Source organism: Pseudophaeobacter sp. 1A16562 (assembly GCF_041008785.1).
GTDB classification, from domain to species: domain Bacteria; phylum Pseudomonadota; class Alphaproteobacteria; order Rhodobacterales; family Rhodobacteraceae; genus Phycobacter; species Phycobacter gallaeciensis_A.
Genome location: NZ_JAXGFT010000002.1, coordinates 233,538 through 247,976 on the forward strand (window position 1 = coordinate 233,538; position 14,439 = coordinate 247,976).

The following is a 14,439-nucleotide window of genomic DNA, read 5'->3' on the forward strand; positions in this document are numbered from 1 at the left end:
CGATGGAAACGCGCAGCCGGTCCTTTTACATCCTCGCCGCCTTTTTCGGTCTCTTCGTGCTCTTCCTCTACGGGCCAATCCTGACCATTGGCATCCTCAGCTTTCAAGGGCCGCAAGGGGGGCTGACATTCCCGATGAACGGCGTGTCGCTGTATTGGTTCCGCGATCTGTTTCAGGAACAAGCCGTCGGCGATATCTGGGGGAGCTTCCGCCGCTCATTTGCGCTGGGGCTGATGGTCATGGTGACCACCGTTGTGGTCTCGGTTCTGGGCGGCCTTGCCTTTCGTAAGCGTTTTGCGGGCTCCGGGCTGCTGTTCTATCTCGCCGTCACTTCGCTGGTGATCCCGTCGATTCTGGTGTCCCTTGGGGTCGGGTTGATCTTCAACCAGCTGGGGCTGCCGGTGCATTGGGCGAGTTCTGGCTTTGGCAGCCAGCTGACCTGGACGCTGCCCTTTGGCCTGCTGATCATGTTCGCCATCTTCAACCGTTTCGACAAAAGCTATGAGGAAGCCGCCCGCGATCTCGGCGCCACCGCCTGGCAGACCTTTGCCCATGTCGTCCTGCCGATCATCGCGCCGTCCTTGCTGGGGGTGGCCCTGTTCGGCTTCACGCTCAGCTATGATGAATTCGCCCGCACCCTGATGACGGCGGGCAGCTACAACACCCTGCCGCTGGAAATCTTTGGCATGACCACCAATGTGACCACGCCCGTGATTTTTGCTCTTGGCACGCTGACCACGGGGTTTTCGCTGGTGGTGATCGGGGTTTTCTTCCTGACCGTCTGGCTGATGGCGCGCAAGAAGGATCGCGGATCCGATGCGGGCAAGGGGATGGTCTGAACAATGCCGGTCATCGTGATCAATCCCAACAGCACCGAAGCCATGACCGCCAGCATCCTGGCCGCCGCCCGCCATACCGCGCCGGATATCCGGTTCGAAGGATGGACCTCGGTCGAGGGCCCGCCCGCCATCGAAGGCCCGGAGGATGGCGCGCGGGCAGTGCCGCCGCTGCTGGAGTTGGTCCGCAAGGCCTCGGATGCGGGCGCGCGGGCCATCGTGATCGCCTGTTTCGATGATACCGGACTGGACGAAGCCCGGCAGCTTGCCACCTGTCCGGTGCTTGGGATCGGGCAGGCCAGCTATGTCATGGCCGAGCTGATCGGCGGGCCGACAGCGGTGATCACCACGGTGCAGGCTGCCGTGCCGGTGATCGAGGCTAATATCGACGCGCAGGGGCATGCCTCGCATATCGACACGATCCGAGCCGCGAATGTTCCGGTGCTGCTGCTAGAAGATAGCCCCGCTGAAGCCGCAGCAGCTTTCACCGCTGCCGCCCATCAGCTTCCGCCCGACACCGTAAATGTAATCATCGGATGCGCCGGCGCGGTGTCGGTTACCGGCCATCTGGGCGATCTCCCGGGACTGACCGTTATTGACGGCGTGACTGCGGCAGCGAAGCTCAGCCGCGCGTTGGTCGGTTGAGCTGTGCGGTGCGGGCGGCTAGCCTTGAAAATCTATATAGCTTTCGCAGATGAGTTCAGCCGGTACATGGTTTACCGCCTTTCTCTCTAAGCTCTGTAGTCTGTCATCTGACCTGGGCCCCCAAGTTCCTCCACCTCAAGGAAAGCCCTTGGGGTCGGTTTGATGGCTTTATGCGGCCAGTGTATCCATCGTTCTTTTCTCAGAAAACTCACACGGGGCGTACTGGACGCAATACTGACGGTAACCTATGAGCGCCAATATGTTCCATCATGTGGTGGGGGAATGGAAGGAAAAGTATTGAAAAACGGGAGCTTAGGTTAGCTTCGAGTGACGATTGATGCTATGCTGCGGCTATCTGCATTGGCAGGGCTGTGTTCGTTTCTGTTAATAGCTGGCGTGGTTGCCAAACTGAGATCTTGGCGTGTGTGGGGCGCCCTAGCGCTCGGCATTATCGTGTGGGTTTCAGTTGCTTCGGTTCCTGTTTCAACATCCCTCGAGAAATTGCGATCTGAATTTCTCGAAAAGGTAAGCAAGTCAGGAAAGATTCTGTCGCATAAAATTCCTCGGTACGCCGGGGGCTGGTGAACGGTTGACGCTCTCGCCTGGGCTGGAATTCACCGAAGTTGGCGGAGTTGATGCCTCGACTTCTCAAGATCGGAAAGCTGCGGAAGATTTAGCACGGAGGTTTCATGTTCCGAACGGCTTTGTTGTTGGCATCACAGAAGGAGGGAGCATCCACCCCATCAGCAAAATCCAGCGTCACTCTCAATCAGCTCGGACCATCGCTGGCTCCACAGCCCTTGATTTCAATTGGCATTCGCTTCGCGCAGTTCGCGATGCAACCGTGCCTCCTCCTCGGCCTTGGGGGTCGAGAACCGTGCCAGCAGCAAATAGGCCGCCGGGGTCAGAAAAAGCGTCGACAGGGTTGCGAGCCCCAAACCACCGACGATCACCCACCCCAAGGCTTCGCGCGCTTCGGCGCCCGCCCCGGTTGAGAAAATCAGCGGTATCCCCCCGAGAACCGTTGACGTCATGGTCATCATGACGGGACGCAGGCGTATGGTCGAGGCATCATAGATTGCTTGATGTACATCCGCACCGCGATCCCGCAACTGGTTCGCGAACTCGACGATCAGGATGCCGTTCTTGGCCATAATCCCGACCAACATGACAAGGCCGATCTGACTGTAAACGTTGAGGCTGAGCCCGGTCAGGGCAAGGGCAAAAGCAGCACAAGCCAGACCGAAGGGCACGGTCGACATGACGACGATGGCGGAAATGAAGCTTTCGAATTGCGCAGCAAGGACCAAAAGAACGACGATGATCGCAAAGCCGAAAATAATGCCAATCCCCGAGTTCGTCTGATCCAGCGTCGCGGCCTCGGCCAGCGGAACGACCCTGTTGTTCTCGGTGATCAGATCCGCCGCCAGATCCTGCACCTGGACAAAGGCATCGCCCAGCGCAAGCTCCGGCGTCAGGCTGGCCGCGATCTCGACCGAGCGGTTCTTTCCTTCGCGGCTGAGTTCCGGAGCAACGGCGCGTTCCTCAAGCCGGACAAAGGACGACAGGGGAACCATCTGGCCATCGGACGCACGTACAAAGATGCTTTCCAGATCACCAGGATCATCAACCGGCATCGAGGTCGAGAGCATCTGGATATCATAGCTGGTGTCATCGATGAAAACCGACCCCACGCTTCGCCCGTCCAGAACGGCCCGCAAGGCATCCCCCAACCCGGAGATTTCGACGCCAAGGTCCGATGCCCGTGCGCGGTCGATTTCGATAAAGAGCTGTGGCTGCGTCGTTTCATACTCAAGCCGAACCCTGCCAAAGTAGGGGTTTTGCTGCATCCGCTCGACCAGTTGCTCGGCCACGCCCGCCAGCTGGTCGTAGTTGTCGCCCGTGATCGCAAACGTCAAGCCGCGTCCGGCGCCGCGAATTCCCAAGGAATTGCGCTGGATTACGAAGACCCGAACTCCGATGATCGAAGACAGCCCCCGGTTAATATCGTTGACGATGTCCTGTTGACTGCGGCTGCGCGCCTCCCATGGTGCAAGCGTGGCAACCATGAACCCCCTATTGTCGGCGCTATAGCCCGTAATCGAGAAGACATTGCGCAGCTCGCCGGTTTCGCGAAGGGGAGACAGCGAGCGCTCGATCTCGTTCATTTTTGCCATGGTATAATCGAGCGACACCCCCTGAGGTGCCGTGATGGACATCAGCACAAGCGATCTGTCTTCAGGCGGGGTCAGCTCCTGTTTGATACCAGAGCCAACCATAAGCGCAGTTGCCGCGAACAGCAGCGACGCCAGAACCACAATGGCCGGAGCGCCCAAGGCCATCCGCAATGTGGCTCCGTAAAGCGCTGCAAGCCGATTGCCCAGCCAGGTGATCGGTCCGCGCCCGCTGTTATTCAGCTGCACGCCATCCAGGAGGCGGCTGGCCATCACCGGGCACAGTGTCAGCGCCACAACCGATGACAGCGTCACGGACATCGCCAGTGTAAAGCCGAACTCGCGGAAAAGCCCCCCGGCCTGTCCGGGCAGGAACGACAGGGGCACGAAAACAGCCGCGAGGGTGGCCGTCGTGGTGATTACGGCAAAGAACACCTCCTGAACCCCCAGAACGGCAGCCGCGCGGGCGCCCATCCCCTCGGCGCGCCGCCGCACGATGTTTTCCAGAACCACGATGGCATCATCCACCACCATGCCCGTTGCCAGAACAAGCGCCAGAAGCGTCAGGATGTTGACTGAGAACCCCACCAAATAGATCCCGGCCAGCGTTCCGACCAATGCGACGGGAAGTGTCAGTGCAGGAATGAGGGTGGCACGGAAGCTGCGCAGGAAGAGAAAGATCACGGCAACAACAATTGCGATAGCCAGGCCCAGCGTCTTGAGTACCTCCTCGATCGAGCCATTGATGAACACCGCATCATCAGAGGTGATGAATATATCCACGCCTATCGGCAGGGTTTCATTCAACTCTGCAACCACCTGATGCACGGCTGCCGAGATTTCCAGCGTATTGCTGGTTGCCTGACGGATCACCCCGATGCCTAGCCCTGTCTGGCCATTGGCGCGCAGGATGGTTTCATTCGGCGCGGGGCCAAGGGTAACGCGTGCCACATCCCCCAGTTTGACATTGTCGCGGATCTCCAAGGCTTCAAAGGCGTCAGGTGTCGAAACAGAAGCCGTTGTGCGGACATTGATCGACTGGCGCGTACCGCTCAGATCGCCCGCCGGAGCATCATAGGCCACATCCGCTAGCGCACGGCGCAAATCCGCAAGGCTGAGCCCCCGGCTGGCAAGCTCCCATTGGTCGATATCAACCCGGAATATCGGGTCACGATCCCCATAGATCTGCAAGTCGGCAACGCCCGGTATCGAAATCAACCGGTCTTCCACCCGGTCATGCACGATTTGTGTCAGTTCCTGCGGCGAGCGGCTGTCCGAGGTCACCGCCACCCGGACCACAGGCTGCGCATTGGCGTCGGCCTTTACGATGCCGGGGGTCTCGGCATCCTCTGGCAGGGTATTTGCGATCCGGCTGACCGCATCACGGGCATCCGTCGCGGCAACATCCAGATCTACACTATCCTCAAATTCCAGCGTGACCCGGCTGCGGCCATAGCGAGATTGCGACGAGATCGTCCTGATCCCCGAAACCCGCCCAACCGCGCCTTCAATCCGGCTTGTGACCTCCTGATCAACGGTTTCCGATGACGCGCCCGGGAAATAGGTCGTCACCGTCACCACGGGGCGGTCCACATCCGGCAATTCGCGGATCTCGACCCCGAACAAGCCAGCCACTCCGGCAATCACGATCAGCGCGTTGAGCACAAAGGCCAGTACCGGCCGTTTGACGAACAAGACGGTGCCCGTGCCATGCTGCCCATGCAGAGTCTCGCCAAGTATACTCACGACGATACTCCCTTAACCGTTGGTCTCAGATGGTTCTGTGCCCTCGACAGCTTCAACCTCAGCCCCTGGCCGGATATTCTGAACGCCTTCGACGATGATGGCATCCCCGGCATTCAGCGGGCCTTCGACCAGGACAGAGCCACTGTTGCGCTGCAATATCTTCACAGCGACCCGTTGTGCCTTGCTGTCTTCGATCTTCCACAGGAAAGGCCCGTCCGAAGACCATTGCACCGATAGCGGATCCACTGCCAAGGCCATTTCGCCGGGAAACGAAAGCGCGACCGAGAATGCCATCCCAGCCCTGAGCGTATCGCCCTCGTTTTCAAGCTGCCCCTGAACCCGCAAGGTGCGGCTGTGCCGGTCGACGATATTGTCGATCGCGTTGATCTTCCCGACAAGCTGCTGATCTGGGTTCGCCAGGGGTACGACCTGCATCGGCATGCCAAGCGACAATTGGCTGATCGCCCGTTCAGGCACCCGGAAATCGATCAGGATATGCGAGCGGTCCGTGATCACCGTCAGGACATCCTGCACGGAAATGCGGTCGCCAACCTCGATCTCCGACAGACCAGCCCATCCCGAGATCGGCGCGACGATGGTTCGCTGTGCAAGGTCAAACCGGGCCTGCTCCAACGCCAGTTCCGCCGAGCGCAGTTCCAGTTCAGCCTCGCGGAAACGCACAGCTGTTACCGCGCCGGTTTTCTGCAACTGCTTGAGCCGGTCGACATCCTCCTTTGCAGCCTCCACCTGCAATCGCGCCCGTTCGACTGCGATCTTTTCGGCTGCGTCTTCAAGGTGGTAAAGCTCATCCCCCTTGCTCACATAACCGCCGGCCACAAACCCCGTCGACACGATGCGCCCCGTCGCTTCGGCGCGCACTGTAACGGATCGAATGGCCCGCCCGTCCCCGATCGCGCGCACCTGGTCATTCATCGGTTGTTGCGCAACCTCTCCCGCAACCACGCGAACCGGCCCGCGCGGACCACGTTTCGCAGCCGGTTCTGACGCTTCGTCCGAGGGAAGGGGCGCAACCTGTTCAATGATATCCAGCACGCCCCAGCGTTCGAGCAAGGGGCGCGACGCAGGCACATAGGCAGCCCAAAGATACAGAGCCCCGCACACAAGGAGCGCTCCCGCAAAAAGTTGCTTGATGAGCTTCATGGAGTTTCCTGCACTGAGTGAACTGGGGCGGTTGTCGCCACAAATTGCGTTGTGTGTATCATCGTAAAAACTGCCTACAAAAAACATGCAACTGCAAGCAAATTCTAGCCGTCCCGAAGCCTGCCGGTGTCGAGATGTCGCTTGTTTTTGCACAACAAAATACACACCACAGTATCATACTGAAAATGCGCAAACTATGCAGCTCATCAGGCTGAGTTCGTCAGCTCTGCTTCGAACAGACTTAGCGTGGAGAATTACTTTTCAAGAGCGAACACGGATAGCGATCAAACACCGGGCCAGGGCGCGCTGAGCGGTTCGCCAGATCGGGCTCGAAGCGGCTATTTTCCACGATCGACGTCAACGTCGGCTGTGCACGCTCATACCTCCCTGTGTGCCCTGCAGGTCAAACTTTTTAAAGACGGTTTTTGCGCCCAACAAACCCGGGCTCAGTGAACACTTCCTTGAGTTGTGCCGTACCCATTCCGTCACACTTTGCGCTTAAGGGTAATAGCTTTGCTCAGTCACACCGATCTCTCTGACCGCATCGATGCGTGGTATTCCTTGCCGAAACTTCACAAAAAATTCGTCAGGTTTCGGTTTCTTCGCACGTCTTGCTGTTGTTGGGCGATGGACTTGAGGGGGTGATCCAATGCATTTTAAATTGGAAAACGGTGCCTTTCTCATTGCCACCTTCCTGTAACTGCCGTTTACTCCGATGGGCCAGAGCGAAGGATGAGGCCGTTACGTGAACGCCTTCCAAATTGAAGGAACCCCGGCCGGACATCGTGACTTTTTATGGGGTCTAGGCCGTGTTTATCCAGACGAGGAGGGACTGGAGATCGCCGAGCGCAGATATCGGACTTTGCCACGTCGGTCCTGCAGAGAGTTAGGGCAGGAATGGCCGAACCAAACCGGCCATTTAGTTTCTCGCCTAATACTGCGTTGCAGCCCATCGGAGCTGCCATTCGTGCATCGTGCAGTATTTTCGTGGAGCGGGTGACGGTCGCGTGGTGTGTTTGCTGCGCGCCTTAGCCCAGTCCGCGCTCCAATAAAAATTGAAATTTCTGCGAAAAAATGGCACCATCAGCCATCATGCTCAGGTTCCTTACCGTTTTGCTGGTGGCAGGAGCAACATTCGCGTACCTCGCATCGGATCTCAGCGCTCCTTCTGCAAAGCCCACATATGTGACCGCCCCTGTGGAATTTGGACGGCTGGAGGAAACTGTGTCTTCAACCGGTACTGTGGATGCCCTTTTTACGGTGGATATCAGTTCTCAGGTGTCCGGGCGGATTACCAAAGTCACTGCAGATTTTAATGACAGCGTAGAGAGCGGCCAGCCGCTGGCGCAGATTGACCGTCAGGGATTTGAAGCGCGGGTCGCCGAGGCTGAAGCTGCTGTCAGCATTGCCTTGTCCGCAGTTGAGGTTCGCAAGGCGGCGTTGACGCGGTCGAAAGTTGAAATCGACGCGATTGGATTGGAGCGGAGTGTTCATCAGGCTCGGGTGGATAAGGCCAAGGCAGAGTGGCTCTTGGCACAGTCCAATCTTGATCGAAAAGAAGGGTTGCACCGTTCTGGGACCGTTTCAGAGGCGGACATCGACAATGAACGCACATCAGTGCTGACTGCATCCGCAGCCCTGCGGGAGGCCGAAGCCCTGATGGCCGTCAACGAGCAGAGGATTGAGACCGCGCGCGCTGATTTTGCGAGAAACCAAGCCGAACTTGCGGGTGCGCGTGCAAATGTTCCACAGCGGCAGGCCGCGTTAAAGCTGGCTGAGGTTGAACTGGAGCGCACCACCATACGCGCGCCGATAGATGGGGTGATCATAAACCGCAGCATCGAGGAAGGGCAGACCGTTGCGGCGGCTCTGGAGGCGCCGACCCTGTTTACGATCGCCAAGGCTCTCCGGAATATGGTGGTCTATGTCAGCGTGGATGAAACCGATATTGGCCGTATCCGCATCGGACAGGCGGCTGGGTTCACTGTCGATGCTTTCCCGGATCGGATGTTTTCAGGTGTTGTGACCGAAATCAGAAAATCCGCCAAGGTGATCCAGAACATTGTGACCTATACCGTGGTCCTTGAGACTGAAAACCCCGAAGAATTGCTTCTTCCTGGGATGACAGCATTTGTCAAAATAACGATCAAAAGGTCTGAACCTGGGCTCAAAGTTCCGACCAACGCACTGAGTTACACCCCAAGCACCTATTCGGGAACACCTGAAACGACTGCGGTGATCTGGCGATTGGATGAACTCGGCAAGCCTGAGCCGATGGCGGTCGTGCCGTTGGACAGCGATGCAAGCCATACGCTTATCGCTTCGGAGGAGATCGAAGAAGGCGATCTTGTCATCGGTGCCGAAATTGAACAGCCGCATGAACGGTCGCTGTTTGGGAATTGGATCGGAGCAAGGCTGTGACCACGCTGATCAAAGCAGCGCATCTTGGGCGGAGCTATAGCAGCGGCGGAACATCTATCGATGCTTTGAAGAACTGTTCCATTTCGGTCACCGCGGGGGAATTCGTGGCCATCATGGGGCCGTCGGGATCCGGGAAAACCACCTTGATGAATCTGCTCGGTCTGCTTGACCGGCAAGACGCCGGGACGCTCGACATTCTGGGCCGCCGGGCCAGCGGTCTGACGGACGCACGCAGGGCTGAAATCAGGAACAGGATCTTTGGGTTTGTGTTTCAGTCGTACAACCTGCTGCCGCGTCATTCTGCGGTCGAGAATGTCGAACTGCCGATGATCTACGCCAGTATCCGGGCCGGGGAACGCCGAAGGCGGGCAGTGAAGGCGCTGGAGGATGTGGGGTTGGCCAAACGGCAGGGCCATTATCCGCACCAGCTTTCTGGCGGAGAGCAGCAGCGCGTTGCCATTGCGCGGGCCCTGGTGAACCAACCGCGCCTGATCTTGGCTGATGAGCCAACGGGGGCCTTGGACAGTCAAAAGGGCCGACAGATCCTCGCCCTGTTTCAGACAATCAACCGTGCAGGTCACGCTGTTGTGGTTGTGACGCATGACGAACGGGTTGCCCGGCATGCGCAACGCATCCTGCGGATGGCAGATGGTGAGATCATCTCGGATGAAACCGTGCCAAACCGTCTTTGGGCTGCGGATGCTGCATCAGAGGTTCTGGTGCTGAGATGATCGTGCTGGAAAGTTTCAAAGTGGCTCTGCGGGCGCTTCAGGCGAACCTGCTTCGCAGTTTCCTGACCATGCTTGGCGTCATTGTCGGTGTGGCTTCGGTTGTCTCTATGGTCGCATTTGCAGCCGGGGCGCAGCGACAGATTTCGGAGCAGATCAAAACGCTGGGCGCGAATGTTCTGATGATCGAACCGCCCAGAAACAGCCGTGGAGCGGGGCAGGCCGGCCGCGGTGCGGTCTCGCGGCTGACAGAGGAGGACGCGGAGGCCATTGCGGCCAATATTGCTCAGATCGCTTTGACCGCTCCTGCGCTTCGCGGCAACGTGCTTGCGGTTCATAAAAACCGGAACACTTGGACAACGGTGAACGGCACCACCTCCAGCTATTTCGCAATTCGTGAATGGCCCTTGAAACAGGGGCGCTATTTTTCCCAGCAAGAACAATCCGGAGCGGGAAAAGTTGCGGTGCTGGGGCAATTGACGGCCGAGCAGCTTTTTGGCGACACGGACCCGATAGGGCAGGTCATTCGCGTACTGTCGGTTCCCTTTGAAGTGATTGGTGTGCTGTCAGAAAAGGGCACCTCGGGTTGGGGGCGAGCGCAGGATCAGGTTGTTTTTGTACCTATCCGCACAGCAAAGCAAAGGCTGATCGGCAGCTCCAACGCGGTTCACCGGAATTCAGTTGAGTACATTCTCGCAAAAGCGGTCTCTTCCTCTGCGGTCCCGGTGGCAGAAAAGAGAATGACGGCTCTCCTGCGGCAAAGGCACAGGATTGGTTCGGGGGCGGCCAACGACTTTCTGGTTTCGGACCCGGCCTCAATGATGGCGGCTGAAAATGCCGTAAAGAGAGCGTTAGGCTGGCTGTTGTCGGGCATTGCATCGGTATCGCTGATCGTGGGGGGGATCGGCATCATGAATATCATGCTGGTGTCTGTGACGGAGCGCACACGTGAAATCGGCTTGAGGATCGCAATTGGTGCCAGCCCAGGGCATGTGCAGCTGCAATTTCTGATGGAGGCTGTCTTGCTCTGTGTCTTCGGTGGGGCGATTGGATTGGCGATCGGTGCATCTGCTGCAGTATTGGTGGGGCAATTGGCTGGCTGGCCGGTCTTTTTGAGCCCTCTATCCGTCATTGGCGGGGTGGCGGTTTCAGCAGTGGTCGGTTTGATATTTGGTTATTTTCCGGCGCGCAAAGCATCCAAAATGGATCCGGTCGCAGCCTTGAAATTTGAGTAGGCACCAAACTACGCAGGGTGGGCGCGCTGCATGGAGCAACGGGAGCGACCGAAGGCAACCCAGCCGCCGGATACAGCAAGAGCCCCCAAAGGGGCTCTTGTTCAAAAGGCTCAAACGTAAATGTCAGCTGGGTTGGCCCACATTGCACTGATCACCGACTTCGGTGCCTGGAGTTTTGCCGTTGCCAAACGGATCGTTGTTGGGACCCGGGTCTTTGGCTGTGGTCCGGAAAACGGATCCTGGCGGAACGCACAAAGCTTTACGGCCGTTGGTTTTGGTTCCGTCAGGATAGGCGTTTGCATTGGGTTGGCCGCCGGTATCTGCAAATGCCATGCTTGAGGTGCCAAGTGCCAGTGCCCCGGCCGCAATAAGTGTGACAAGTTTCATGATAACCTCCCAGTTTTGTGAATACAGGCCGCAAGATTTGCATAATTCCGGGAGTCCAACATCGCTCACCCGAGTGAGTATCCGCGGCATTTTTCTAACTCGAATGGGGTATGCGTTCTCGTCAGACGCAGGCCGCGGTAGCCGCCGCAGTATCTGACTGGCAGGCACGTCTGGGTTTCAAGGCTAGAGGTTACTGCTCTGCTCGGCCAAATTACTCCCGCGATCCGAACGCGTTAGTAATCGGCATGGGCTAACAATGCCACCAGTTCTGCCTGTCGGTGGGTGTTGGTTTTCTGGAAGATAGAGCGCAGATGGCTGCGTGCAGTCCAAATCGATATATTCAGCTGTTTGGACGCTGCTCTCAGGCTTGCACCCGCTGCAAGCCGGATTGTGACCGAGGCTTCGGCAGGCGTCAGGTGATACTCCTGCTGCAGGAACTCTTTGAAATAGTCAGAGGCGTGTGCGACTTCCCGGATATAGAGCAACGCATGCGCCCCATTTAGCTGTTCGCGCAACTGAATGGGCACCGGCACAGCATCAATGTACAGGACGCGGCCCGTCTCAGTTTCCAGCTTGACCGGGGGCGGCAAAGGGGTACTCCCCTGCTCACCGAAATCCAGGGAGGCTTGAACAAGCTGCGAGAGTTTTGCTTTCTGGTGTGGGTCACAGAGATGGATATTCCGCCAATTCAGCATCACTTGCCACAGCGGCTCTTCGGCGCAAGCCTCATCAAATGACACCGCGTCACCATTTTCATTCAGAAAAATGATACAGTGGCTTTTGTCACCCAAAAGCGTAATCCACTGGGATAACGAAATAAAACTCATGTCGCATGTCCCAAGCCTGGAGTGTTTCATCCAGCTCGACCCAGCCTCATCTCGAGCGTGCAATCTGGTTTTTACCCACTGCTCACAGTGTGATTGCATCAGGCCAGCCAGTATCCGCTACCGCCTGCGATTGGAGGCGGACGAGAAACGAGGGGGCCGAGATGTATTGTGATATCTTAACGATAAATCAAGCCGCGATTCGTGTAAACTGACCCAGCCTTCTGCCAAGTTTCCCTATGGCGGCGCGAGTGGCGGACCCAAGGGGACCGGGCAGCAGGGGCAGGGCCGGAGCCGCCAGAGACATGTCGGCTGCGACCTTTGCTACTCGACGAGCTACCCATACGCTTTTTCAGAAGACGCAGCTCCGGTGCCTGCTCGGCAACGACCTCTTCCAGATCACCCGCCTCCCTTCGCAGATCCGTGGTCTCACTCTACATCGCCGCCCGCGCCGCGTCGCCCGCCAGGCGTTTCTTCCCAGCCTCGAGGAATTCATTGCACCAACTGTAGTAGAGGCTCAGAGCAATGCCCTCCGGGCAGCACATTTCAGCAATGCTGCGTGTAGACTTGTCGCGTTTCTGCGCCGCCCCAAGTGCTCGTTTTCCTCTCTGGACCTGTCGCGGACTGTGCCACTCCTTTGGGTGTCGGAACGTGGGGAGAATTCTACAATCGGATAGGCTGATGCCCGGCATCTTCCGCCGCGCGCGGAAGATTGATGAAACCGAGACACGTGCGAAGATTGTTGACCGAATGATGGAACAGGGCCGGAAGCTGTTCAGTCGTTCCGATTTGCCCCAGAAGGTCGAACAGGAGGAGCTCGATATTGAGAGAGCGCGGGAATGATAGAAAACTGCCGTTCCCCACAGGCCTGGATTTTACGCCCCCGAAACCTCGTGACCTGCTCCCGGTACAGGGACAACTGTAGGAAAGTTCAAGCTGACCGGCACGCCAGGCTGATCAGGCGAAGAATCCGGCGGTGCTCAGTCGTTTTCGAAGAGCTTCTGAAGCGTAGGCTCGGTACTCGACCCGCTTTCAGGGAACCTGCCAAAATCATCTTGCGACGATGAGCCTGTAAGTCGGCGTGCAGCGAAAGCGAGGTAGGTGAAGAGCCAGAAATAGGGGCTTGTCGAGGGGCCGAATGAATCGCTCGACATGTTCGCCGCGATATAGACCAGGGTGCTGAGCGACAGTCCGATGCAGATCATCCGGGCCGATGTCGTGCCCCGTGTCGCGCGTAGCATTCCGAGGATTGACCACAGGCAGAGGGTCACCACCGCGCCGATCATGATCGCGACGCTCAGCAAGCCCGGCGCGCCAAGGGTGCGCATGTAGTCCAGAAACAGGTTGTGACTGTGGGAAACGTCGGCTTGACGGTAAAAAATATCGATGCGCTGGCTCGCTCCCTGGCCGAGGAACGGATCGGCGAGAAACTGGTCGATACTGTAGCGCCACAGGAACCCCCGGGTCATCAGGGATTCCAGCTCTTCCTGACTGTAGAGGAACTGGGACAGAAGCCCCAATGCGCGCGGGTTGAGAACGTTGAGCGCGAGAATGCCAAGCCCCGTCATCACAAGGGTGACGACAAGGTATAGAGCCATCATGCCGATCCGTCTGACACCGGAATATGCAACGATGGCATAGGCCAAGAGCATCGTCAGGATCGACGCCCAGGCCAGCATCAGATTGGTCTTGGAGCCCGACGCCAACAACCCAAGCAAAATCAGGAACAGGCAGAGTATCCGGAACGGGCGCCGCCGCCGCACGGACATAAGCAGCGCCATGAGGGCCGGGATCGTGGTGGAGATCGCCATGCCGAACTGATTTGGGTTCTTGAACATCCCTGCGGCGCGGTCGGTTCCCTTGAAAACCATCTGGTGCAGCGGTGCGATGTCATAAGCGATCAGGCTCAACAGCGCGGTCGCCGCCAGCGCAGCTGCAATGATGTCAATGTAACGCAGGATTTGCTGCCGTGTGACCGTGCTACGGACAAGGAGATAGATTGCGAAACCGGAAACGAGGGTGGACAGATAACGGCTCGCCCGTAAGGGTTGGGCGGCCCCGAAGGTCGACAGCAGCGACCAGACGATGAGAAACCCGGCACAGGCAAGAACAATCGCGATGGTGCGCGTGGCCGCGACATCGAACGGCGTGCGCCGGGCCCGGGCGGCCTCGAACCAGACCGGTAGCCCGACCAGCATCACCCCAAGGGCCAGCGGCGCCCCGGCGGGAAGGCTGACAAGCGCCGGGGCGGCAAGCAGCGCGACATAAAGATACGCCACATA

The 14,439-nt window shown here is 58.2% G+C and carries 11 protein-coding genes and 1 pseudogene; 6 read left to right on the forward strand and 6 right to left on the reverse strand.

Features of this window, described 5'->3' with window-relative positions:
- The first annotated feature begins 2 nt into the window (after positions 1 to 2).
- Positions 3 to 839 carry an ABC transporter permease gene (locus SM764_RS03505; protein WP_369001011.1) on the forward strand — a complete coding sequence of 279 codons (837 nt, stop codon included), beginning with the start codon at positions 3 to 5 and terminating at the stop codon, positions 837 to 839.
- A 3-nt stretch (positions 840 to 842) separates the two neighbouring features.
- A complete protein-coding gene (locus SM764_RS03510) occupies positions 843 to 1,481 on the forward strand; it encodes an aspartate/glutamate racemase family protein (protein WP_369001012.1) in 639 nt (212 codons plus the stop codon).
- A gap of 806 nt (positions 1,482 to 2,287) precedes the next feature.
- On the opposite strand, the gene SM764_RS03515 is transcribed toward SM764_RS03510, so the two are convergent.
- Positions 2,288 to 5,401 carry an efflux RND transporter permease subunit gene (locus tag SM764_RS03515; protein ID WP_369001013.1) on the reverse strand — a complete coding sequence of 1,038 codons (3,114 nt, stop codon included), beginning with the start codon at positions 5,399 to 5,401 and terminating at the stop codon, positions 2,288 to 2,290.
- A gap of 12 nt (positions 5,402 to 5,413) precedes the next feature.
- The gene (locus tag SM764_RS03520; protein WP_369001014.1) at positions 5,414 to 6,562 is read right to left on the reverse strand and encodes an efflux RND transporter periplasmic adaptor subunit; all 1,149 of its coding nucleotides are present in this window, start codon (positions 6,560 to 6,562) and stop codon (positions 5,414 to 5,416) included.
- A gap of 1,074 nt (positions 6,563 to 7,636) precedes the next feature.
- On the opposite strand from SM764_RS03520, the gene SM764_RS03525 reads away from it, so the two are divergent.
- The 3 genes from SM764_RS03525 to SM764_RS03535 are packed head-to-tail and all read left to right on the forward strand — an operon-like array spanning position 7,637 to position 10,946.
- On the forward strand, positions 7,637 to 8,983 hold the full coding sequence (locus tag SM764_RS03525; RefSeq protein ID WP_369001015.1) for an efflux RND transporter periplasmic adaptor subunit: 1,347 nt from the start codon (positions 7,637 to 7,639) through the stop codon (positions 8,981 to 8,983).
- Positions 8,980 to 9,714 carry an ABC transporter ATP-binding protein gene (locus SM764_RS03530; protein ID WP_369001016.1) on the forward strand — a complete coding sequence of 245 codons (735 nt, stop codon included), beginning with the start codon at positions 8,980 to 8,982 and terminating at the stop codon, positions 9,712 to 9,714. The genes SM764_RS03525 and SM764_RS03530 overlap by 4 nt, the downstream gene beginning before the upstream one ends.
- The gene (locus SM764_RS03535) at positions 9,711 to 10,946 is read left to right on the forward strand and encodes an ABC transporter permease (RefSeq protein WP_065271175.1); all 1,236 of its coding nucleotides are present in this window, start codon (positions 9,711 to 9,713) and stop codon (positions 10,944 to 10,946) included. The genes SM764_RS03530 and SM764_RS03535 overlap by 4 nt, the downstream gene beginning before the upstream one ends.
- A 123-nt stretch (positions 10,947 to 11,069) precedes the next feature.
- Here the strand turns inward: SM764_RS03535 and SM764_RS03540 are convergent, their stop codons facing one another.
- From SM764_RS03540 to SM764_RS03550, 3 genes and pseudogenes are all read right to left on the reverse strand, one after another.
- Complete coding sequence (locus tag SM764_RS03540; protein ID WP_065271174.1) at positions 11,070 to 11,333, reverse strand: hypothetical protein; 264 nt, start codon at positions 11,331 to 11,333, stop codon at positions 11,070 to 11,072.
- A gap of 233 nt (positions 11,334 to 11,566) precedes the next feature.
- Positions 11,567 to 12,160: a helix-turn-helix transcriptional regulator gene (locus tag SM764_RS03545; protein ID WP_369001017.1), complete on the reverse strand. Its 594-nt coding sequence runs from the start codon at positions 12,158 to 12,160 to the stop codon at positions 11,567 to 11,569.
- Between the two features lie 341 nt (positions 12,161 to 12,501).
- Positions 12,502 to 12,714: pseudogene (locus SM764_RS03550) on the reverse strand (transposase); the annotation flags it as partial.
- Between the two features lie 124 nt (positions 12,715 to 12,838).
- Here SM764_RS03550 and SM764_RS03555 point away from each other — a divergent pair.
- Positions 12,839 to 13,000 (forward strand): hypothetical protein, encoded by a 162-nt coding sequence (locus SM764_RS03555; RefSeq protein WP_274837397.1) that lies wholly within the window; start codon positions 12,839 to 12,841, stop codon positions 12,998 to 13,000.
- Between the two features lie 137 nt (positions 13,001 to 13,137).
- Here the strand turns inward: SM764_RS03555 and SM764_RS03560 are convergent, their stop codons facing one another.
- Positions 13,138 to 14,436 carry an O-antigen ligase family protein gene (locus tag SM764_RS03560; RefSeq protein WP_369001018.1) on the reverse strand — a complete coding sequence of 433 codons (1,299 nt, stop codon included), beginning with the start codon at positions 14,434 to 14,436 and terminating at the stop codon, positions 13,138 to 13,140.
- Positions 14,437 to 14,439: the final 3 nt, after the last annotated feature.